18 protein-coding genes and 1 tRNA gene are annotated in these 23,205 nt (G+C 44.4%); 11 read left to right on the top strand and 8 right to left on the bottom strand.

The window, feature by feature from the left end:
• Positions 1–11 precede the first annotated feature (11 nt).
• A complete protein-coding gene (locus F6K57_RS06385) occupies positions 12–188 on the bottom strand; it encodes a DUF6737 family protein (protein WP_324293478.1) in 177 nt (58 codons plus the stop codon).
• Between the two features lie 251 nt (positions 189–439).
• Positions 440–778 carry an NAD(P)H-quinone oxidoreductase subunit M gene (locus F6K57_RS06380; RefSeq protein ID WP_071102827.1) on the bottom strand — a complete coding sequence of 113 codons (339 nt, stop codon included), beginning with the start codon at positions 776–778 and terminating at the stop codon, positions 440–442.
• Positions 779–1,692: 914 nt separating this feature from the next.
• On the opposite strand from F6K57_RS06380, the gene F6K57_RS06375 reads away from it, so the two are divergent.
• The 3 genes from F6K57_RS06375 (at position 1,693) to F6K57_RS06365 (ending at position 7,176) form a co-directional block, all read left to right on the top strand.
• Positions 1,693–2,616 carry a hypothetical protein gene (locus tag F6K57_RS06375; protein ID WP_293019497.1) on the top strand — a complete coding sequence of 308 codons (924 nt, stop codon included), beginning with the start codon at positions 1,693–1,695 and terminating at the stop codon, positions 2,614–2,616.
• 678 nt (positions 2,617–3,294) lie between these two features.
• Positions 3,295–5,358: a GAF domain-containing sensor histidine kinase gene (locus F6K57_RS06370; protein ID WP_293065853.1), complete on the top strand. Its 2,064-nt coding sequence runs from the start codon at positions 3,295–3,297 to the stop codon at positions 5,356–5,358.
• Between the two features lie 138 nt (positions 5,359–5,496).
• Positions 5,497–7,176 carry an AarF/ABC1/UbiB kinase family protein gene (locus F6K57_RS06365; protein ID WP_293065850.1) on the top strand — a complete coding sequence of 560 codons (1,680 nt, stop codon included), beginning with the start codon at positions 5,497–5,499 and terminating at the stop codon, positions 7,174–7,176.
• A 69-nt stretch (positions 7,177–7,245) separates the two neighbouring features.
• On the opposite strand, the gene F6K57_RS06360 is transcribed toward F6K57_RS06365, so the two are convergent.
• The 4 genes from F6K57_RS06360 to F6K57_RS06345 form a co-directional block, all read right to left on the bottom strand.
• Positions 7,246–7,318 (bottom strand) — tRNA-Glu (locus F6K57_RS06360).
• An 81-nt stretch (positions 7,319–7,399) separates the two neighbouring features.
• A complete protein-coding gene (locus F6K57_RS06355; RefSeq protein WP_293019505.1) occupies positions 7,400–7,948 on the bottom strand; it encodes an NYN domain-containing protein in 549 nt (182 codons plus the stop codon).
• Positions 7,949–8,194: 246 nt separating this feature from the next.
• Positions 8,195–8,863, bottom strand: a complete 669-nt coding sequence (locus F6K57_RS06350) for an energy-coupling factor ABC transporter ATP-binding protein (RefSeq protein ID WP_293019506.1) — start codon at positions 8,861–8,863, stop codon at positions 8,195–8,197.
• A 22-nt stretch (positions 8,864–8,885) separates the two neighbouring features.
• Positions 8,886–9,152 (bottom strand): hypothetical protein, encoded by a 267-nt coding sequence (locus tag F6K57_RS06345; protein WP_075896983.1) that lies wholly within the window; start codon positions 9,150–9,152, stop codon positions 8,886–8,888.
• A 249-nt stretch (positions 9,153–9,401) separates the two neighbouring features.
• Here F6K57_RS06345 and psbD point away from each other — a divergent pair, with 249 nt between their 5' ends.
• The 7 genes from psbD to F6K57_RS06310 all read left to right on the top strand — a co-directional run bounded on the left by psbD (position 9,402) and on the right by F6K57_RS06310 (position 18,555).
• Complete coding sequence (psbD, locus tag F6K57_RS06340) at positions 9,402–10,460, top strand: photosystem II D2 protein (photosystem q(a) protein) (RefSeq protein WP_008183309.1); 1,059 nt, start codon at positions 9,402–9,404, stop codon at positions 10,458–10,460.
• A 512-nt stretch (positions 10,461–10,972) separates the two neighbouring features.
• Complete coding sequence (locus tag F6K57_RS06335) at positions 10,973–11,254, top strand: 4a-hydroxytetrahydrobiopterin dehydratase (RefSeq protein ID WP_293019508.1); 282 nt, start codon at positions 10,973–10,975, stop codon at positions 11,252–11,254.
• A gap of 482 nt (positions 11,255–11,736) precedes the next feature.
• Positions 11,737–13,674: an iron uptake porin gene (locus F6K57_RS06330; RefSeq protein ID WP_293019509.1), complete on the top strand. Its 1,938-nt coding sequence runs from the start codon at positions 11,737–11,739 to the stop codon at positions 13,672–13,674.
• 144 nt (positions 13,675–13,818) lie between these two features.
• Complete coding sequence (gene cysK / locus F6K57_RS06325) at positions 13,819–14,769, top strand: cysteine synthase A (RefSeq protein ID WP_293065844.1); 951 nt, start codon at positions 13,819–13,821, stop codon at positions 14,767–14,769.
• A gap of 132 nt (positions 14,770–14,901) precedes the next feature.
• Complete coding sequence (locus tag F6K57_RS06320) at positions 14,902–15,603, top strand: DnaJ domain-containing protein (protein ID WP_293019511.1); 702 nt, start codon at positions 14,902–14,904, stop codon at positions 15,601–15,603.
• Between the two features lie 161 nt (positions 15,604–15,764).
• Positions 15,765–16,637 carry a 6-carboxytetrahydropterin synthase gene (locus F6K57_RS06315; protein WP_293065841.1) on the top strand — a complete coding sequence of 291 codons (873 nt, stop codon included), beginning with the start codon at positions 15,765–15,767 and terminating at the stop codon, positions 16,635–16,637.
• Positions 16,638–17,472: 835 nt separating this feature from the next.
• The gene (locus tag F6K57_RS06310; protein ID WP_293019513.1) at positions 17,473–18,555 is read left to right on the top strand and encodes a tetratricopeptide repeat protein; all 1,083 of its coding nucleotides are present in this window, start codon (positions 17,473–17,475) and stop codon (positions 18,553–18,555) included.
• A 244-nt stretch (positions 18,556–18,799) separates the two neighbouring features.
• Here F6K57_RS06310 and F6K57_RS06305 read toward each other — a convergent pair whose 3' ends face one another.
• Positions 18,800–19,687, bottom strand: a complete 888-nt coding sequence (locus tag F6K57_RS06305) for a DUF6753 family protein (protein ID WP_293065838.1) — start codon at positions 19,685–19,687, stop codon at positions 18,800–18,802.
• 282 nt (positions 19,688–19,969) lie between these two features.
• On the opposite strand from F6K57_RS06305, the gene F6K57_RS06300 reads away from it, so the two are divergent.
• Positions 19,970–20,782 (top strand): hypothetical protein, encoded by an 813-nt coding sequence (locus F6K57_RS06300; RefSeq protein ID WP_143727475.1) that lies wholly within the window; start codon positions 19,970–19,972, stop codon positions 20,780–20,782.
• A 393-nt stretch (positions 20,783–21,175) separates the two neighbouring features.
• Here the strand turns inward: F6K57_RS06300 and F6K57_RS06295 are convergent, their stop codons facing one another.
• Positions 21,176–22,921, bottom strand: a complete 1,746-nt coding sequence (locus F6K57_RS06295; RefSeq protein ID WP_293065835.1) for an AAA family ATPase — start codon at positions 22,919–22,921, stop codon at positions 21,176–21,178.
• Positions 22,922–23,205: the final 284 nt, after the last annotated feature.

Raw genomic sequence — 23,205 nt, 5'->3', positions numbered from 1 at the left:
AATTTTATGTATTAATCATTGCGCAATATTGACCGGTTCCCCTCACTCATAGCACTAATCTTGATTAGCTCAGGCCAGATCAGCAAAAAGTACGTCCACCAAAGCAGAATTGGCATAGCAACGAGTAGTGTTATCCAGAGGGTTTTGAAAACTACCCAGATACTTAAGATGATGCCCCCTCCGGTCAATAGGATTGACCAGGGTTGGCACCACCAAGGCTTATAACTCCAAGGATTGAATTTTTTTTCTGTAGACAAGATTAGTCTTTTAAGCTACCACGACTTACTTCTTTGCACTAAGCAAGGGATTGATTAAAAGCATGAGAACCTCAAGTAAACCAGCTACAGTGTGGCGGGGGATGAAGGCAGACAGGCGCTTGAGTTATTCGCTCCCGTCGTGACTTGGTTTGAAAGTAGCTTGTCAGCCCATCTCCTACTGCCTAATTCTCAGGTTCTACTTGGGGCAATCCCATACTGTAATTAATCACTCGGCTTTCCGTATTGTAGCTAATTTGTCCATTTTGCAAAAGCGATCGCACAAGGTGTTCTAGGTCAGAACCGATACGACGGAGGTTGTATTCGGTCAAATCAAATCCGCTGTAGGATTCAACCAACTCATCGAACTTCCGGTAAACCTGCTGTAGAGCGTCTTCATTCCAATTGAATTCGTTATCGGGGTCAATGTCTAAGGTTAAGACATTATCGCTCCCGACTAGTTCGTTATTTTTTACCTCTGCTGTATAGATTCGGACGTGACGAGTGGTGGACTTTAACAGCATCTAGAAACCTCCTGCTCACAGCCTTTATTTTTTCATCTTTTCAGGCACTAGTCAATGCTGACCATTTGAATTACCCACAAACCAATCAAAGATTTGGGGTTGAGGGCTTCGAGTTTGAGCCGCTTTTGCCTCTAGTCCTGTACAAGTACAGAACTAGAGCACATACCCCAGATATAGATTCGACGCATTCAAGGGATCGTAGGAGCAAACCAACTATTTAGCTAGTCAAATCCCAATTACTGACCTCTTGACCTATACGCTATATGTAGTGTTTGTGATTTCGCCAGTAAGGAGATAATGGTCTGACAAGCACGTGCATGAGATTTGACAGACATTACCAAAAAGTTACTTACTCTCATAGTAGGTTTCCCTACAACCTTAGACAGCAGTCCCCTTGACCTGTTCCCGCCGTGCGGGCCATTGGCGCTACTGGATGTGATCGATATATATCATTTATCAATTTGGTGAGGTACAAATTACTGGGGAGTCGGGAGCGGTGCGACCCGTGGCGAATTTAATTCGACGACTATAAGCGCAAGCCCTGGGAGTCGTCGGGAGCGGTGCGACCCGTGGCGAATTAAATTCGACGACTGTAAGCGCAAGCCCTGGGAGTCGGTTTAATAAGAGTTTATGGATTATGGTTTTCCGGGACTGGGGGAATAAAAAAAACTGTGTACCTCATGATTCTGATAATTAATAGAGCAACCTGGGTTTTAGCGGCGGTCTCCACGGGGGAAGAAAAATGAACAATACATGCACTAGACATCTGCATAAAATCGGTTTTGACCCAGGCATTACAAGGGTTTGAGGTTAATTTTTGGAGATGTCTACTAATAGCATATCCTGATACTCTAAAGGGAAAAACTATATTAAGTAAAGTCAAACACACTAATCCAATGTCATAGCTTAAAAAAATGTCTGGTACCATGGAAGATATTGCTAGACAAGCCCACCAGGGTAGCGTGGTGGCAATTATTCAAACACTCAATGAACGATTAGCCGATTTTGGGGTGAGAACTAGAGCCATTCTGGCTGATGGTGTATTGCAAGTTTTGTGTGAAGCAGCAAAACCAGAACAGCTGGAACAATCGATTCTAGTCAGTCAAATCCAGGAAATTCTGGAAGAAATTTCACCGCGTAACATTCGTCGTGTCAGGATCAACAGCCGCATCGTGCGAGAGGAACAATTACTCTGGTTAGAAGAAATTAGCCGTGACCCAGACAATCAGCTGTTGTGGTACGAAGACATAACCCTTACTAGGCCAAATTTCTTCAAGCAACTGGCTCAAACCCTCAACAATCGCCAAAACCTACCAAGCCAGCAACTGGCTCTAACACCAGGATTTTCTCGTCAAATCGGCCAAAAAAAACTACCGATTCAGCAACTGGTCTTACCGCCAGCTTCTTACGGTCAACTACGTAAAAAAGGTCGATTGCGGCAGGGTGTTGTGATTGGGTTAGGTTTGGGTTTACTCCTGATCCTAGTAGGTTGGTTACTGAATGATTGGTTTGGGAGGGAAATCAAATCCCATTACCCAACTCAAGCCGACCATTCGGCAACAGACCCAGCCAATTCTTATTCATCGGGATCTTCTAGTCAACCACCGGACCCCTTTACTGAAGCAATGCGCCTAGCTCAAGAAGCAGCCGCAGCAGGTCAAAGTGTCGAAACCTCAGCTCAATGGTTAGATGTGGCAGCTAAGTGGGAACGGGCATCAAATCTAATGGAGACGGTAAAACCTGATGACCAACGCTACCAAATAGCTCGTTATCGGGTTATACTTTATCGAAAAAACAGTGAGGAAGCTCAAAAACAAGCTAGAAAGAAGCGCTCCTAGTGGTGTTGAATCCAAGTTTTCAATCAGTTTTGTTAAAAAAACGCTATAAAAAGGTGCTCAAGGTGTTTAAGGTGTTCAAAGTTAATCGATTTCAATCCCAGAGGTGCGACCCAAGGCCGCGAGGGATTGCTCGCGGCCTTGGAAAGCGCACCTTGGAGAGATATCTGGAGTTTCTCAATTCTCTCCTGGGTTTCCAGGTACTAGTAGTTTACCCAACTCAGAGGCGCGACCCTAGGCCGGGTTCCCCGGCCTAGGAGGCGCGCGCCTTTTGGGATTTTTACGCTCTGTGCCTTAGCTCGAAACTCCAACAAGCCCTCACCCAGTCTACCGATCAGAATTAATTGGGTCAACGAATCTCGAGCAGTAACCATTTTGAGATCGCGGTGCGACCCGTGGCGAATTTAATTCGACGACTATAAGCGCACCGGGAGCGAGTTTAACTCAACTGTGACGATTACATGATTTAGTTGTGCCACCGACCCACAGCTTCTCCTCTAACCAGAGTTCGGAATTGAACGGGTGTGTCGGTCGGTTGTCGTAAAAAACTCCAATCTCTTGATCAAAAGCACTCTGATGCCGGGAACACTAATCCTAGCGAGATTACTGTTTTAACAGTTGTTCTTGTTTTAACAGTTGCTCTAGTCAAGACCAGTATTCACAAGTTGTGCAACAAGCATAATGGATGCAGAAAGCGCGATTTTTGCCCCAAGAGTAAATTCCATCAACTCCCGTCTCTCAGGTACATTTGAACCAACCTTTAGCCAGGAGCATCAAGGTTCACTCATGGCTTACCCGACAGAGTTAGCTCAGATCGGGCAACAAATTGCTAAGACGATACTAAATACCTCAGAAACGCAAACTCTGTTGGCGATGCTCGCCCAGGCTATAGGAGAGAGTTTTCAGGTGGATAGCTGTTTAATTGGGGCGCTGGCTAACCCTAGCACTACGCCCCAACTAGCCTGGTGGCGTGCTGATCAACACCTTGACCCAGAACACCGATACTACAAAAATCCAGTGCAACTGCTGGAACTCTTAACCACAGAGGATGACTTAGGCAGTGACTCAGTACTGGCAATTTCAGATTGGCAAAAATCCGATGCTTGGTCTAACTTAGATTTGGGTGAAGAAGTGCTATCTGCCAGGGCAATACTGAAGACCTCCACAAAGTTTCAGTCTGTAGTCAACGGGGTAATTGTTTTAGGAAAAGCCCAGCCTTACCAATGGACAAAGACAGAGCAAGAACAGTTAATTTTTGTATCCCAATGGGTATCAGTAGCAATTTCTCAAGTTCAGCTAACCCACCAAGTGAAGGCGGCTACTCGAGACCAAACTCTGCTCAACCAATTGAGTCAAGTGATGCATAGCTCTCTCAATCTCCTGGAGATTTTCCAGATAGCTACCACGGCTGTTGCTGAAGCACTTCAGGTGTCACAGGCATTACTGCTACTGTTAGATGAAACGAATCCTCTGTGTTGCAGTCTACCAGCAAAGCATTCACCAAAACATGATCTGACAGTGGTTTGTGAATGGTTAAAGGAAAGCTCTACTACTGATCTATTTTCAACAGGGGACGCACTGTTAAATAAATCCTTCCCAGTTTCTGAGTGTTCTTGGTACCAACAGGCTCTCAAGCAAGCCCCTGAACCGATAGTCATTACCGATAGACCAGATCACCCGATTGGTAAAGCTAACCACCAGAGCATCTCACTCCTAGATCAGAACCTAAAGCCAGGGTTACTAATCTGTCCTCTGGTTGGGGCAGATAATCATGGTTTGCTATCCGTTAAGGTTTTGGGGTTCTTGGTCTTGCAAAATACTCAACCTCGCCCTTGGCTAGAGAATGAAATTAACTTGGTCAAGTGGGTCAGTACACAAGTTAGTAGCACTATTATCCAAAATCAGACTCTCCAGCAAGTACAATCCCTTGTTGAAGAACGCACGGCTCAGTTACAACATAGTCTGAAAGTTCAGGCAGAGTTATACGAAAGAACTCGCCAGCAAATGGGTCAGCTAAAAGAATTAAATCGCCTCAAAGATGAATTTCTCAGTAGCATGAATCATGAATTGCGGACACCTTTGACGGCAATGAGTCTAGCGATTCGGATGTTGCGTCAACCCAAACTTGATCTTGAGCGTCGTGCCAAATATCTAGAAATCCTTGAGCAACAGTGTAATCAAGAAATTGAGCTAATTAACGACCTGTTGAGTCTACAGCAGCTGGAATCTGACCAGTCCCAACTGCACTTGCAAAGAATTGACCTGATGCCGATGATTAAGCACTTGGCTAAATCCTTTGAGTACAAATGGGCGGAGAAAGGCTTAACCTTAACAATCAATAGTTCACTACCATCGCTGTTTATCAACACCGACGCTGAAAGCCTTAACCGTATCTTGCTGGAACTTTTAACCAATGCTGGCAAGTATTCTCACCCAAATACTACAGTGGTGATCGAGGTAACTGAGCAAATCCAGCAATCGGTGAAGCAGATTGTGATGAGTTTGAGCAATATTGGTCAGGGGATATCTCCAGAAGACCTCAGACATATTTTTGATAAATTCCATCGCGGTCAGGGGATGACCCAAAGGGCAGTTCAGGGTACTGGTTTGGGTCTAGCGCTAGTAAAATGCTTAGTGCAGCATCTCAATGGGACGGTAGATGTCTCCACTGGCCCGTCTGACACTCCTCGCACGTCCCGGGTATCTTTCACAATTACTCTGCCCCAGGTTCAATCTTTTATGTAAAACTTAGTCATTAGTAAGTAAGAAGGCAAAACTAATGACTAATAGCTCGGAAGACTAACTGGGAAGAATAGGTATTAAAGCGGATATGATCTGATTTATACTCCCGGATTGGATCGGAGTAACTATGAATAGCTGAGTATGCTCACAACTGATGCGCCCAAGCCACCACGTTGGCAACAACCTAACTATTCCCCCCTGGCTCGCCAGATCGATATTTTTACTGCGGCAGCGCAGTTTATGGTTTATTTATGGTGGGACAAGGTATCGGCTAATAATTCCCCCAAGCAAAGAAATCGTCGAGCCCAGTGGTTAGTTAGAAAGCTCTTAGACTTAGGTCCAACATTCATCAAGATTGGGCAGGCACTATCCACACGCCCTGATTTACTTAGCTTAGAATATGTGAATGCCTTGGCGCAATTACAAGATCGGATCCCAGAATTTAGTGTAACCGATGCTATAAGTCTAATTGAATCAGAACTTGGTCACGACATTCATAGTTTGTATCGGGATTTTGAGCATTTTCCTCTAGCCGCTGCCAGTTTGGGACAAGTTCATAAAGCCCGATTGCACACCGGGGAAGATGTAGTCGTTAAGGTTCAGCGTCCTGGCTTAGAAAAGCTATTTAACTTAGATTTTGAGATTATCCATCGATTGATTCGTTTTGTCAATCGATTTGTTCCGGGAACCAAAAAATATGATTTGGATTCCATAATCCATGAGTTTTTTAACCTGCTCTATCAAGAAATTGACTACATCCATGAAGGGAAGAATGCTGAGAGTTTTCGTCACAATTTCAGCAATTATCCTCGCATTAGTGTCCCGAAAGTCTACTGGCGATATACAACTAAAAAAGTTTTGACTATCGAGTATATGCCGGGGATTAAAATTGATGACCGTCAGACCCTGGAATCCCTCGGCATAAATCCTAAAGAAATTATTCAGCTGGGAATTTGTTGCTACCTCAAGCAGTTATTACAAGATGGCTTTTTTCAGTCTGACCCCCATCCTGGAAATATGGCAGTCTCTACAGAGGGCAGTCTGATTTTCTATGACTTTGGCACAATGCTGGAGGTCAAGTCCATGACTAAAGACCAAATGCTCCAGACTTTTTTTGCTGTACTGCGTAAGGACACTGATCAGGTAGTTAATAGTTTAACTTACATGGGGTTAATTGAACCCATGTCAGATCTCAAGCCAGTCAAGCGATTAGTTGCTTTTCTACTGGAAAAATTTACCGAAAAGCCCATAGAATTACAAGCTTTTGAGGAAATCAGTAGCGAACTTTACATAATGTTTGAGCAGCAACCTTTTCGCCTACCAGCACAACTGACATTTATTTTAAAGTCACTAACAACTCTTGATGGGATCGCTCGTGGCCTAGATCCCCAGTATAATTTGTTAGCTGCTACTGAGCCTTTTGTTAAAAGCCTGGCTGTTTTTCAAGGGCGGGGGAATATAGTGGGGGAACTAGCCAAACAAGCTAGGGATTTTGTGAAATATAACTTACGTAAGGCTAGCCCTACCGAACTAGCCATTCGACGCTTAGAAGAGCGGCTCGAGCTGGGAGAGTTACAATTACACGTGCGTTCTGTAGAAAGCGATCGCACTCTCAAGCAGATCACCCTTGCTCTAAAAAGCCTAATTTATGCTTGTTTAACTGGATTTACCCTGGTAGCTGGTACTATTTTCCTCTCAGGTCCTCATAGTGGATGGGCGATAGCCGCCTTTGCCTTTTCCGGATTCTGGTTTTTGATTTTGCTACGTTCTCTGATTAACTTAGCAATTAGAGAAAGACTGGATAGATTAGCTAAAAGGTAGGCAATCTTATCTAAAATCGCCTACCTTAAGCTGTCGAATTTTTTCTGTTGTATTTTTTTCTTGTTTAGATACCCCCAAGGGAATTCGAATCCCTGTCGCCTCCGTGAAAGGGAGGTGTCCTAGGCCTCTAGACGATGGGGGCTTATTGATTTCACTTTTATAAGTGTAGCGGATATTTTGGTTTGTGTCAAGTGTTTGATCAGGAAAATTTTTTCCACTCCCGTTACTTGATACTATTTCGTAACTGTTCTAGGCGCTGCTGAGCCTTGGCATCCAAGGAATTGACTAAAAAACGACCACTAGAGGATTTCTGTGGTCGGTATTTGCGGCGGGTTCGACGAGCTGTGAATTCAACATCGCTGAGCAACTGCTGGGAAGACATGCATTGAGCACCATACCCCACAACCGTCAATTGCTCTGCCCGATCTGAGGTAGCGACGATCAGACGTTTAGTGGGTTTAACAAGATTGGTTCTATAGGAGGCGCAAAATTTTTCGATGTAAGTGTCTGCTGTCTCCCCGAAATCGGTGTAGTAAACCGATAAGTGATTAGTTATCACCTCACGACTGTTAGGGGTATTGAGTGAGTGAGCATCAAAGACAATCTCAGTGTCATAGCCGACAAAGGCACTGTAATTGGCTAGGGTCTCAATTAACTCTTGGCGAGAACTCATGAGACCATCACGATCACGGGTATTTTTCAGGAAAGACCAAGAGCCAATGACGTTATAGCCATCAACTAGTAAAATAGCCAGCGGTGAAGAACAGGACATTTTTCATGGTATTATACTGTTTACCGTCCGTATGGACTAAATATTAGCGCTAATTTTAACATTTCTTTATTTTAGTATAAATTGCACTTGAGCAAAAGGCAAAAGGATTGAGCAAAAATGACACTCAACATTTAACTATTAACATATAAAATATTATAGTCACAACTTTAAGTATTATAATTAACGCTTAGCAGTTAACAGTTAGCCGATTACAAACCCTACGACTTTCTGGAAACTTCCCGAGAATCAGTGATTATGACCTACCAGTCTTTGTTTCAGGCGTTCCGGTTCACCTTGGTCAATGACTCGACCCTGGTCTAACAAAAATGCTCCATCACAATAATCCAGCTCATCCAAACGGTGGGTAACCCAAATAGCTGTCAATCCTCGACTTTTGACTAAATTTCGCACTTGTGACACTAAATCCATTTGGGTATCTGGATCGAGTAGGGCAGTGGGTTCATCTAACAATAAAATCTGGCACTGTCTTGCGATCGCACCAGCGATCGCAATTCGCTGCTTCTGACCACCGCTGAGGGCATAGATCGGGCGTCGCTCTAGCTCTAGTAAATTCACCGCAGCTAGAGCTTCTTTTACCCGGGCTTGAACTTGAGCTAGGTCGAGCTTTTCGGCTACCAGTCCAAAGGCTACATCGGCACCTACGGTAGGCATGACTAGCTGATGATCAGGATTCTGGAAAACAAAACCTGGTGAACCGGCTAGGTAAATGTCACCGGATTGGGGGGACAATAAACCAGCCAGTAATCTAAGTAAGGTTGATTTACCACTGCCATTGGTTCCCAAGAGCATCCAAAATTCCCCCTTAGGGACTTCCAGGGAGCAAGATTGCAAAACTGTCCCCCCTTTAGGCCAGTTGAAGCCAACCTCTGTTACTTGAATTGCTGGTTGATTCATTAATATATCTTGCTCCATGAATTTATTCAGCCATGGCAAAGAAGCCGGGAGTACGTCCTGAGCCTGTGGCTCCAGATTTTTGAGAAATAATTGCTGCACTAATCTGATCGCTGAGAACGCCAATTTTCTTCTCTGGCTGGTGATCGCAGCTGAGTTCTAACAACTGAGGATGCCCAGAGCGCATGGCTGTCAAAATTTCCTGGTAGGTCGCTTGCGCCTCTTCTTCTGACTTACGTTGCACAGACAGTGGCATGGGTGTATTCCTTAGAATCAAGTCAATGGTGAACATGGAGTATCAAGCTGTAGCGCGTTCTATTAATGTACTTCTTCTTATCTTAGACCCCAGCCCAAACCGGCGTAAGAGCGGTATCTTGGGTACAGTTATTACCTAATTTTTTTTTAGGGGGTAGCAAAATTAAGAATTATGACATATTATGATAGTTATATTAGACGAAGTTTACTTTTCTTTACTTAGACTGCCTTTAATAAAGAAAGTAAATCGCCTTACCGTACTTATATATATCTGGAGATCCTTGCTATGACAGTAGCAGTAGGACGCGCCCCCAGCACCAGAGGATGGTTTGACATCCTCGATGACTGGCTCAAGCGCGATCGCTTTGTATTCGTCGGCTGGTCCGGCATTCTATTGTTCCCCTGTGCCTACATGGCTTTGGGGGGCTGGTTGACTGGTACCACCTTTGTGACTTCTTGGTACACCCATGGTTTAGCATCTTCCTACCTAGAAGGCTGCAACTTCCTGACCGTAGCAGTATCATCTCCTCCCAACAGTCTGGGACACTCCCTGCTGCTATTGTGGGGACCAGAAGCTCAAGGAGACTTGACCCGCTGGTTCCAACTAGGAGGGTTGTGGAGCTTTGTGGCATTCCACGGAGCGTTTGGTCTAATTGGGTTCATGCTGCGGCAATTTGAAATTGCGCGTCTAGTAGGCATCAGACCCTACAACGCGATCGCATTCAGTGCGCCGATTGCAGTATTTGTCAGCGTGTTCCTGATGTACCCGTTGGGACAGTCGAGCTGGTTCTTTGCTCCCAGCTTCGGAGTAGCAGGTATTTTCCGTTTCATCCTGTTCCTGCAAGGCTTCCACAACTGGACACTGAATCCCTTCCATATGATGGGCGTAGCCGGGGTACTCGGTGGTGCTCTGCTGTGTGCCATTCATGGGGCAACGGTGGAAAATACCCTGTTCCAGGATGGGGACAAAGCCAACACCTTCCGGGCGTTCAACCCGACCCAAGCGGAAGAGACCTACTCAATGGTCACCGCTAACCGCTTCTGGTCTCAAATCTTCGGGATTGCCTTCTCCAACAAGCGCTGGTTACACTTCTTCATGTTGTTTGTGCCAGTAACTGGCTTGTGGATGAGTGCAGTGGGAATTGTAGGTTTAGCATTAAACCTGCGAGCCTATGACTTCGTGTCCCAGGAAATCCGGGCAGCAGAAGACCCAGAGTTTGAGACGTTCTACACTAAGAACATTTTGCTGAACGAGGGTCTGCGGGCTTGGATGGCTCCGGCAGACCAACCTCACCAAAACTTTGAGTTCCCTGAGGAAGTACTGCCTCGCGGTAACGCTCTGTAACACTCCAAGGCGGAACCAGAATTAAGGTTAGCTGTTGGATTTTCTCAAAGCCCCACCAGGAGGTGGGGCTTTGAGCAGTTCTAGAAAAAGAAAACTGGAACGCTCTGAGCAATATTAGGCGAATTTATCATGATCCTAGTTTGCAGAGGTTGCAATTTGATCGATAGTCTGTTAACTTAAGGAAAGGTGATAATCCTGGAAAGGTAAAAAAAACCGCTTAGGGATTAAAGGAGGTGATGCCCATGGAAGATAGTAGTAAAATCATGGGTCATCTGGTTGGAGTTAGCCGGCTGTGCGCCGGGGCTGTTCTCTAGGAGTTAGCTGGATTCTCTACGGAGAATCTATATGACTGCTTAGGCAGGGCTACCTAAGAGTTCCTCTCGGCAGCCTGGTTTCAATCAGAAGACCCGCTAGACCGCTCTCACACCAGGTGTTATGGATTAACCAAAACACTACCCGTGAGAGCGGATAGTTTTTTGTATGGGATTGTTTAAGGAGTGCATCTAAGAATCATGGCTCAACTACTCAGTGATGCAGAAATTAAAGCCAAGGCGAGTCAGCTAGAAGACTGGAGTGTGGAAGGGAAAACCCTGCGTAGTAATAAGACATTCAAGGGTTTTGTAGAAGCGATCGCGTTTGTGAATAAACTTGTTGACCCATCTGAAGCTGCAGAACACCATCCTGACCTAGAGATTTCCTACAATAAGGTAACGATTACTTTAACCACTCATGATAGTGGTGGCTTAACCTCGAAAGATTTTGACCTAGCGCAAGTTATTTCAGAGCTGGGTTAATATGCTTTAAATAACTCTAAATAAGTGACAATCGCTTCAGCAATAGACCCCAAGCCAGAAGAAGTTCATCCACTGGCAAAAGAAAAAAAGTTTGTATAGCACTTTGTCGATAAAGGCTATAGTATAAGAATTGTTCCTCTAATAAATTGTTCCTGTAATAGGTTAATAGGTTTTATCGCAATAGCGCTGATTCTTAGATAAAACCAAATACCGGTTTAGGCTGTGGAAAATCGGCTAGCTGGAAATTAACAACGCCAACAAGAAAAAAGTAACGATCCAGCTAGGAATTTCTATAGTCAAGGTAGGTCGGGAAGTTTTGAACCTTCCCAAACGGGATGATGTATTCAATAACCGTGAAGATATCATACCGTAAGCATTACGAGATGTGGCTAATGCCCTCGGTTGTAACATCAGCTTAGTATCCTCCGTGATTAATCCGGAGGAGAGTTCAATAATTTTAAAGGTGTGAGGATTAAGAGAAGATGTCTAAACTACTGTTGAAGTCCCTACTGATAAGTCCTGCTGTAGTGGGTGCTGCTCTCGCCCTTGGTACCAATGAGGTACAGGCAGCCAACAAGGCCAACTCGTTAACAGTTGAGAGTCAAGTTACTACGGAAGCTGCCCCACTTCAAGCTGTCCCAGTAAAGACAATTGCGATCGCTCTTCAGAGCGCGCCAAAGGCGAACGCGGCGGCCCCCACTGCCCCAGAAGTAAAGGATACGCCAGTTTTTTCCACGGAGATGGGCTCCAGCTTGGGTGAGGGAACATCATTAACTTTAAAGGCCGATACCCTAGTTCCTAAGGTAGACGTACCGGAGGCAGAAACAAAAATAGCCCAAGCCGTACCCTCAGCCTCAGATAACAGCCAGCTGTTAAATCAAATTCAACGCTACGGTAAAGAAGGTAGTAACAGCCAAGATCAGGTAACTAGTGTTTCCCAACTGCGGGATGTTTCCCCTGGAGACTGGGCTTATGAAGCTCTGCGTAGTCTGGTAGAGCGCTACGGTTGTATCGCTGGTTACCCAAACCGCACCTTCCGTGGCAACCGTGCTACCACCCGTTACGAATTTGCGGCTGGCTTGAACGCTTGTTTAAACCAGATTGAGCGTTTAATTGCTGCTAGTACCGCTGACTTTATTACCCGTGAAGACTTAGAAACGCTGCAACGGCTGATTCAAGAGTTTGAGGCAGAACTGGCTACCCTCGGAGCACGGGTCGATAACCTGGAAGGTCGAGTCGCATTCCTCGAGGATCACCAATTCTCTACTACTACCAAACTGGAAGGGGAAGTCATATTCGCCCTGACCAATAACTTTGGTGATTTTGGGGAAGATGACAATAACCAAGTTGTATTTGGTGACAGGGTTCGTTTAGTTCTCGACACCAGCTTCACTGGTGAAGACAGTTTGGTAACTCGTCTGAGTGCTGGTAACCTGAATGCCTTTACAGAGGGGGGTGACATTGCCCCAGAACTCACCCAGACCTTTAACACTGAGATTGATGGTACTGGTGACGGGAACGATATAGGGGTTGACTGGTTAGCCTATTACGGTGACATTCCTATTGGTCCGTTTGGTCGAGTATCAACTTACATTGCTGCCTTTGGTGGTCGGCATGATGATTACGTTCCTACACTCAATCCCTATTTCCAAGACTTCGATGGTGGTAGTGGCTCTCTATCCACATTTTCTCAACAAAACCCCATCTATCGGATTGGTGGTGGTGCTGGTTTAGGGGTTAGCTTCCAACTTGGTTTACTAGAGAGCGTGATTGGACCAAGTACTGTCACACTGGGTTACCTAGCTGGGAATGCGTCAGATCCTGATGAAGGGTCAGGTCTGTTCAATGGTGATTATTCTGCCTTGGGTCAGTTGAACTTCAATGTCAACGACCGGATTGGTGTCGGCTTTACTTACGTCCATGGTTTCCATAAAGAGGACAGTGCCATATTCAGCAAAGGCGCGGGAACAGATGGTATCGTAGGTACCCGTGCTGCCAACTTAAATCAAGACGCACTTCTTGCTAGTCGTATAGCTGATTCAGCTGACAAGGTAACCAACTCCTACGGAGCAGAATTAGCGTTTCGCCTCACCGACAAGATTTCCTTTAGTGGATTTTTCAACTACACCGATGTGATTGTGATTGGTGAAGGAGATGGTGAAATTTGGAGTTACGGCGGTGGTTTAGCCTTCCCCGATTTTGGGAAAGAAGGTAGTGTGTTAGGTTTCTTTGGTGGTGCAGTGCCCTATTCGGATTTGAATGAGATTGATACCCCCATTCACATCGAAGGCTTCTACAAGTATCAGCTATCCGATAATATCTCTATCACTCCTGGTGTGATCTGGGTGATTAATCCAGAGCAGAGTGATGATAATGATGATGCTGTGATTGGTACCATCAGAACCACATTCACGTTCTAGAGACCCTGGCTAATTACCCAAGGACTATCGAGCATTAGTTAGGTTTCCCTGCCCCTAGGCGGGGATTTTTGTTTGAAGGGGTGGGAGTGTCAAAAAATACTAGGATGATGGATAACAACTAATAACTCAGAATTTCCAACAGTTATGCGAATTGCTCCAAATATTACCGAACTGGTTGGTCGGACGCCTCTAGTGCAATTGAATCGTATTCCTCAAGCAGAAGGCTGTGTGGCTAGGATTGTAGCCAAGCTAGAGGGCATGAATCCATCTTCGTCTGTTAAAGACCGGATTGGTGTTAGCATGATCAATGCAGCGGAGCAGCAAGAGTGGATTACCCCCGGCAAAACTATTTTGGTGGAACCGACGTCGGGAAACACAGGTATTGCTCTAGCAATGGCAGCGGCAGCCAAGGGTTACCAACTGATCCTAACCATGCCAGAGACAATGAGCATCGAGCGACGGGCTATGTTGCGAGCTTATGGTGCTCACTTGGAACTGACACCAGGTAGTGAAGGCATGGGTGGCTGTATTAGGCGAGCTCAGGAAATTGTAGAAACCACATCCAATGCCTATATGCTGCAACAGTTTCGTAATCCAGCTAACCCAAAAATTCACTATTATACCACAGCTGAAGAAATTTGGGACGATACGGAAGGACAGGTGGATTTCCTGGTGGCTGGAGTCGGTACGGGTGGTACAATTACTGGTGTTGCTGAAGCGATTAAAAAACGTAAGCCCAGTTTTAAAGCGATCGCAGTTGAACCAGCTAGTAGTTCTGTACTTTCTGGAGGCTCTCCAGGACCTCACAAAATTCAGGGTATCGGTGCGGGTTTTATTCCAGAAGTACTCAAGGTGGAATTTCTGGACGAGGTGATTACAGTTACGGATGATGATGCGATCGCATACGGTCGTCGTTTAGCCCGTGAAGAAGGAATTCTTTCCGGCATTTCCACTGGAGCCATACTATCAGCGGCGATTCAAGTTGCCAAACGTCCAGAAAATGAAGGATGCCTGATTGTGATGATTCAACCAAGTTTTGGGGAACGCTACCTAAGCACCCCCCTGTTCCAAGAGCCGACGGCCACCACGGATTAGTGTTATGGGGCAAGGCACTTCCATTCACTAGTTATCCTAAAACCTCTGGAAATCTATGGAAATATTGGATTGAGCTTACTTGGTACCTTAATTATACTATCGCTGCCGGTTTAAGTAGGTTTAGTGTCGCCCATGTCAGACTCGAATCACTACCAGACTCTGGATGTTCATCCCCACGCTACGACCCTAGAAATTAAACAAGCCTACCGACGGCTAGCCAAGCGCTTTCATCCAGATAGCAACAGCCCCACCGCTGATCCGGAAAAAATTATCCAAGTTAATGCTGCCTATGAGGTCCTCAGTAACCCTGAGCGACGGCGTTCCTATGACCAAAAGAGGCATTACTTTCAGCATTCATTAGAGCATCAGAATCGACAACAGCGAACAGCTGATGCCCAAAGACATTACCAGCATCATCGGCAAAAGGGAAAAAAGACTGATGCCCAGCTAGGGTACTGGTTGCAGCAAATTTATCAACCTGTAAACTACTGGATTAGTCATATCCTTGAGCCTCTAGAGGCTCAACTCGATGAACTCTCGGCTGACCCGTTTGATGATGAACTCATGGCAGAGTTTGAAGCTTATCTGGAAGAGTGTGGTGATCATCTCCATCAAGCTCAGAGGCTGTTTCATTCTCAACCTAATCCTGCCACCGTTGCCAGTGCTGCTGCTAACCTCTACTACTGTCTTAATCAGTTAGGAGATGGCATAGAAGAATTAAAGCTGTTTACCCTTAACTACGACGACTACCACCTACACACAGGTCAAGAACTGTTCAGAATTGCCTCCCATCTGCTCTGGGAAGCTAAAGACACAGTTAAAGATTTTTGGTAATGGGTAACCAATAGGATTTTTGTAGCAAACCCAAGAATGATCAATCTTGACTTACATGCAAAAGGGACTTGATTAATGAATAATCATTAATAACTAATGACTAACGACCACTAATCCAAATTAGTTTATGCTGAACATAAGTCTAGTTTACCTAACTTGACATGGAATGCGTCATTAAGCGCCGTGCTGAGTTTTCAGCCAGCCACCGATACTGGTTACCAGAACTGAGTGAAGCTCAGAACATTCAGCGGTTTGGTTTGGGTAGCCGATTTCCTGGACACGGACACAACTACGTTCTGTTCGTTTTCCTGACCGCTCAGTTGGATAAGTATGGCATGGTGGAAAACTTTTCTAAAGTCAAAAGGGTGATCCAACGAGAGGTCACCAGCCAACTTGACTACGCTTATCTCAATGAGGTTTGGTCAGAATTTCAGCAAACCTTACCTACTACCGAAAACATAGCACGAGTAATTTGGCAGCACTTGGTTACTTACCTACCACTACTGAAGATTCAGCTATTTGAACATCCAAAACTCTGGGCTGACTATCAAGGAAACGGTATGGAAGTATATCTGACTATCAGTAACCACTTTAGCGCTGCTCACCGACTAGCTCATCCTGACCTCAGTGACGAGGAAAACTACCAGATTTACGGTAAGTGTGCTCGTCCCAACGGACATGGACATAACTATCACATAGAAGTGACTGTTAAGGGTGAAATGGATCCGCGCACTGGCATGATTGTTGATCTAGGCTCCTTGCAGCAAGTCATGGATGAATATGTCGTGGAAGCTTTTGACCATACTTTCCTCAATAAAGACATTCCATACTTTGCCCGGGTTGTTCCTACTGCCGAAAATATTGCTATCTATATTTGTCAGTTGTTGCAACAACCAATTCAAGAATTGGATGTCCAACTTCATAAGGTGAAATTGATTGAAAGTCCTAATAACTCCTGCGAAGTCTACTGCACACCAGACACTACCAAGTCAGCAGCAACATCATCTAGAGAAACTCTGCTGACCTTGATGTAGTTGAATTATAAAGTTTAGCTAAACCGCGAGAAGCCCCGCACTTTAACGGATAGGGTAAGTGTCGTATGGGAAGCGCGGGGCAAGGGTCGGAACGTAGCTTGCCAATGCGATATACTAGGGACAGTAGGGAAAACAAATTAAGAGCTAACCGCCACCTACTAGCTAAACATAGAACTTTTTGTATTGTAAGGCGTGCGGAGGGGCATCCCGGAGACGAAACCTTAGAAGAGTGGAGCCTTAATCATAAAGTTTTAACCCTTTTATGCATAGCCGACTAACCATAAAGGCTCCACTCTTCTTGCGGTAACTTCTGACCGTGTCGTTAATAAAGCTTACCGAGTAACCGAATCGTTGGATGGTGTTGGTAAGAAGCCCGCGCTGTACCGCGCTTGTCAGCGTCGGGAGTATGTCACCCCAGTCCCCACCTAAAATTTTTGATGCGCGGTGGGGTGCTTTCAATAGCTGGCAAGCGTAGCATGGGCTACGCCCATTAGCCCTAGGTTGAATGCTGACCTAGGGATTTTTATTTGCTGAGATTAAATCATCCATAAGTTAGAGTTAGTATATCATTTGTTATGATAAGGGTAAAGTGGCCGGAATCAGGATTGATGCGGTTATCATAGTAGTCAAGTATCCGCACTCGTACTGTTAGGTCCAGCTGCGCTAAATCCGAAAGCCTTCATATCCTCGTATTTTGCCCCGTGGTATCTCACTCAAAGGATGAGATACGACCTTGAGCAATTCAAAACAAGGGAATATATGGCAAAGGATTTTACTCGATTGCGCAAACTTAGAAAACTACAAAACTCTTGATGATCCGTAAGAGGCAATAGGAATGGAGAGCCGGTTGCCGTGTGATGACAGCCAATATAGGGAGCGTCTAGCAGAGGCAGCACGCCAAACTTTCGTTCCTACATTACCAAACAACATTCCAGATAATGTTGATGACCTTGCGCGGTTCCCTCGCGCCGGTGAAGCTGCTCAACTTTTAGAGAAAGGGATTGAGCAGCACCAGCGATGTCAATTCTTCGCAGCAAGACAGTCGTTCCAAGAGGCACTAGCAATATATGCGCAATTGGGAAATAGACGGGGTCAAGGAAAAGCTCTGAGTGGTATGGCACTAACTGCTTATTCCTTAGACAACTTTCCACAAGCGATAAAATATAGTAACAAAAGTCTTGCGATCGCAAAAGACATCAAAGACCAGCGTCTTGAGGGCCAGGTTTTGGGAATTTTGGGAAATGCCTACCGTCACCAAGGAAATCACCTCAAGGCCATTGACTATGGTCAAAAAAGCCTAACTATTATGCGGCAACTCCAAGACCGACTGGGAGAGGTGACTGCCTTGAACAATCTAGGATTGGCCCATAAGGCACTAGGAGATTTGCCCCGAGCAATGGCTTGCCAGCAACAGAGCCTCTATGTTGCCCAGACTCTTGGGTTACCTGAGCTGGAGGAGCGAATTCTGAGAAATCTCAGTAACTCCTGCTACTCCATCGGTGATTATGCTCAAGCTATTGACTATTACGAGCAGCGTTTTGCGATCGCACAGCAGATGGGTGATCGTCCCCTAGAAGGACAGATTCTGGGCAAGCTGGGTAATGCTTGCTTGGCACTAGGAGATTATATTCAAGGGATTTACTATATTCAGCAGCAATTGCTCAAAGCTCAACAAATGGGTAATCGCCGTCTAGAACAACAAGCCTTAGGTCGCTTGGGAAAGGCTTATGATGCCTTAGACAATTATGGCCAAGCGGTTGAATACTATGAACAACGCTTGAGTATTGCCCAAGCCATCGGTGACCGGAAGGCAGCAAAAAAAGCCATAGCTAGTCTGAAAGCTGCTTATTACTCTCAAGGAAACTACACCAAAGCTATGGAGTACCATCAGAAAAATTTAGCACTGACTAATCCCTAATCGGAATGGTAGTTCTGGTGGGGATAAGGCTCGTAGCCATTAGCCATTCCCACAAAACCGACACTAATCTCTATCAAAATACCTATAATATCATGTCGGGATAATTACCCTTAATAAAATCTCCCCCATCTCCCCATCTCCCCATCTCCCCATCTCCCCATCTCCCCACACTTCCCACCCTCCCCACACTTCCCACCCTCCCTCTAATTATGGGTATTCAACCTGACTTGATCTAAAATTGGGATCACTCATTGTCTATATACTTGCGCTGGCTCGGAGGGGCGACCCAAAGTAGACAATAGCCGCTAGTCGCTTTTTTGCCCCCAAAGTTTAACCGGATTCCTGCCTCTATGGCATCCTTTTGACATTCTAAGTTATCCAAATAGCCCGCATTCCACTTGGTTATATTTCTGGCTAATTTGCCCTCTTTACTGATTGCCCAATTTAAGGTAGCTGCTTCGTCTAGGGTTAGTTGTCTAGAACCATTGGGGTCTAATTTTGGCTGACTTAACTGAGATAGTCCCCAACCCGCTCCTAGTCCACAAACCAATGACAAAACCACAGCTCCACAGATGGCTGTAATGTTTATAAAAGGAGATGTCTTAGCAACCATAAAATCCCTTGAGCCTTTGGGTGGATAGGCACAGGGCTGTCTTTCTGACTTGGATTCTATGGTTACCTTTGATTGCTCTATGGCAGACGCGTTCGCCTTTGGCGCGCTCTTCAGAGCGTTCGCTTTAGAAATTTCTTGGCGCTGAATATCCATGGTGGATTGCCCGACGACATCAATCATCTGCTGGATATCCTTTTCCCAACTTCGGAATAACTGCTCTAAGGATTTAGGAGTATCTGCTAACATTGTTTCCAAACTGGACGTTGCTACCAAAAATAGGAATAGCGGGTCATTAGCGTCCAATTCTGTCGCAACAACTAAATCTAAAATTTTTGCCTTAAAGCTATCCGAACGTCCTTCTAACAGCTTTTCCAATAGAGAGTAATCCGTCTTATCCCTCTCGTCAATTAAATCTGACAGACTTTCAGGTTGCTTGATGTGGGAGAGGTTTTCTTGAGAAAGATTACTTCCTACCATTTCCCTAATTCCTTGTTTGCTTACTTCTTTATAAATAGCCATAAAATTCGAGAATAACAAGATTTGTAAATATTTGTTACATAGAGACGTTAAAATCCTGAAACGAGAAAAATTCTCTGAAAAAAGGAACGTTACTATAAGGGGTTATATGTACATAATCAATCCGTTGCTCTGCTTAGAGAGTACTACCAAGAAAGAGAAACAGTCAAAAACTTGAACAGGTTAAATCAGTAAGCATTCAGCAGTTAGCTAACGCGCTAAGCGCAGGCTGACTGCTAATAGCTTAATGCTTACTTAAATCAAGGGATTTAGAAGAAGGAATTTATGGCTATGACCCACCTAAGTGCTGAAACTTATCACACTGATCCTCAGATAATTGATGATGATTTTTTGGATTATCCCCACGTAGATCATATCTGTCTTCAATTAAACGAAGTCACCCTAGGAGCTTATAGCCTTGATAACCAAATTATTTTTAGCTTACGGCAAATGTCTATACCGATTAGACAGTCTCCAAGACAAGCTCAACAATTTCTTGAAGAAAATGGCTATCAAAAATTATGGGTTACTACTCCTTCCCAGAGAAACTTGACTGTTTATCCTCTCAAGAGCTTACTGGCTTATTGGAAATATTTAGTGTCAGACAATCTCATCCCCGCCTACCTGGATAAAAATCAAACAGTTTCCTTAAAGCAACTCATTGAACAATTAGAGCAAGACCCAAATCAATTAATCAAACCAAGGGTGAACTTAATTAACCAAGATTCAGATTGGCTACAAGCAACCCCGACTAGGATTACAATTGGTCAATCCCAATTAGAAATATTAAAAACAGAGGATGATCAGGAGTTTCGGGTTAGTTTATCCGCTGCCATGGATGCCATAGGCTCATCGGTTGCTTTACTGGTGGGAATTATTAACTCAAGGAGAAAACTAAAAAAATTGAAAGCAAAAGGTTTTTCTGGTAAGATACTATTCTGTTATACAGAAACTGAAGGGATAATGAAAACTATGAGTTTAGGAGATTGTCTTCATATTTGGGAATACTTTGCCCTGAAAGGCAATACTAAAGCTGTCTATCTCCTATCGTCTTGCAGCAAACTGGGGATAAATTCTCTGCTGGAATTTAAGTCTTAATCAGCAGTTATAGCAAGGAAAGTATAGTTTAGGACATAGTATTTTGTTTTCAAGGTAACAGGGATCCCCCCTAACCCCCCTTAGTAAGGGGGGAAGGGAACAGGGAACATAAATATGTCTTAACCTTTACTTCGACTGCTATATTTAAACCTAATCAAGGTATAAAATTCCTTGATTAAACTGGTTGGTAATCGGTAAGGCTTAAGTGGTAATGGGTAATGGTACGAGAGTAATCACAATTACCCATTACCCATTACCCATTACCCATTACTCATTAAATCGGATTAGATATCAGATTAAGTCCGGTTGAATACCCATAATAAAGAAGATTGATGGGGAGATAGTGTGCTGTAAAAATTGGTATTAAGGATAATTATCGGGACATGATATCACTTAAGACCCAACATTTAATCTTTCTCCCCACAAGGTAGTTATTTCCCTAGCAAAAATTGATTTATCTGGTGAAGAGGAAGGCTTACAAACCCCTTCTGCTCGATTTTCCATTGCTAAAACTCTCTCTGTATCCTGAGAATACAAGGGAGTCATTGCTTCTCGCTGCTCTAATAGATTTTCCAATTCAATTTTAAAAGGAGTTCTCTGACCTTGATGGAACACTCGCTGCACTGCTGATTCTACAATGGCACGAATTTCTGCTCCAGTACATTTTCGTGTTGCACTCAATAATCGACGCCATTGTTTTTCTGTTAATGGTCCATTTCCCTCCCGATAACGAGGATCAAATCGGCTAGCATGGAGTTTAAAAATCTCAAACCGCTCAATCTCTTTGGGAAAACCCACATAAAACAGTTTGTCAAATCTGCCAGCACGAGTTAATTCTGGAGGCAAAGCATCTAATCGGTTGAGAGTTCCAATCACAAATGTAGGAGTTGTCTTCTCCTGCAACCAGGTTAAGAGAATTCCTAGAATTTGTTTGGTGTTATTTGTTTGGGAATCAAAAAACTTATCCAGTTCATCGAGAAACAAAACACAAGGACTCGCGGCCTCAACTCGACGCAAAAGTCGTTTTAAATGGGTTGGACTACTACCAATTACTAAATCCACTCCCATGCTAATTAAAGGAAATCCTAAGGTTTGAGCGCAGACTTTGGCAGCAAAGGTTTTTCCTGTTCCTGGAGGACCAATCAATAGCCATCCCTTGGGCAATGGAATCCCATAAGCTCTGGCTTGATCAGAAAAATCTTGTTTCACCCATTCCAAGGCTTGTTTAAGTTTATCTAATCCCCCAAATTCCCCAACATCAGGTTTGAGGAATTCTAAACCAAATCCTTTGAGTCTGTGAATTTTGTAATTGATTAATTGCTTGGCTAGCTCTGATTGAGATTGGGCTTTATTGACTGCTATATGAAATTGCTTGCGTTCGCCTTTGGCGCGCTCTGAAGAGCGATCGCTGAAAGCGGGGCTTAGCCCATCGCCTTTGGCGCGCTCTGAAGAGCGATCGCTTAACAGGCAAGACACTATGGGAGCGTATTTATTTTTTTTCCCCGCCAGTTTGACAGCCATCCGAATTTCTTCCGGGGTCAATCCCCCGATAGACCGAGCTAGTCTATCGTCTAGAGGTGTTTCTTGGTCAGCCAAACCATATTCTACTAAATGAGTTTTTAATAATGCCGTGACTTCCTTGGGTTCTGGAAAAGGAAATTCGGCAGCAGGAATAATTGAGTTTAAAATTCGAGGTAACTCATTCTCCCCCGTATCCAAAAGAATTAGAAACTTATCGCTTGATAGACCAAAGTTGTAGAGAACATTAGACAATGAGGTTCTGATGGTTATGGTTTGCCCACTGTCAGCACTATCGAGTAAAGACGGTAAATCTTCTAAGATAAATAAGGCTTTACCAGAATAGGCTTGGCAAAAATTCAACACTTCAACAACCTGTGAAAATGCCTCACGCTCTTCTAGGACATTAACCATTGAACTTTCTAAGGTTTGAGAATTTCCATCCCACTCAATTTTCTGAAATCCACGACTAGCTAAATTCCAGAGGTAAACCAAGAATACTCCATGGTGAGTAAGACTCTGACAAATCCACCTAAGTACATTGTGTCTTTCAATCAAGGGAATTCCTATAGATACTGCTCTATAGCATTCTAATAATGTCCCAACTTCGGGTATATTCATTCTCAATCAAACGTTATTCAGTCAAAATTAAACTATAGCATTTTCAAAATAAGTGAGGTACAAATTTATGGGTTTTAGGGAGCAGGGAGCAGGGAGCAGGGAGCAGGGAGCAGGGAGCAGGGGGCAGGCAATAGGAATCCCCCCTAACCCCCTAAGGGCAGGGCTGTTTCATTCTCGCCAAAAATAGATGGGGAGATGGGGAGATGGGGAGATGGGGAGAATTTTGGACGAATAGTCGTGATTTTGGCCAAATTTATCTAACCCTCCTCGAAGGCCGAATCACG

The organism is Moorena sp. SIO4A5 (genome assembly GCF_010672005.1).
In the GTDB taxonomy this organism is placed as follows: domain Bacteria; phylum Cyanobacteriota; class Cyanobacteriia; order Cyanobacteriales; family Coleofasciculaceae; genus Moorena.
This window is presented reverse-complemented; position numbering and strand designations above follow the sequence as displayed.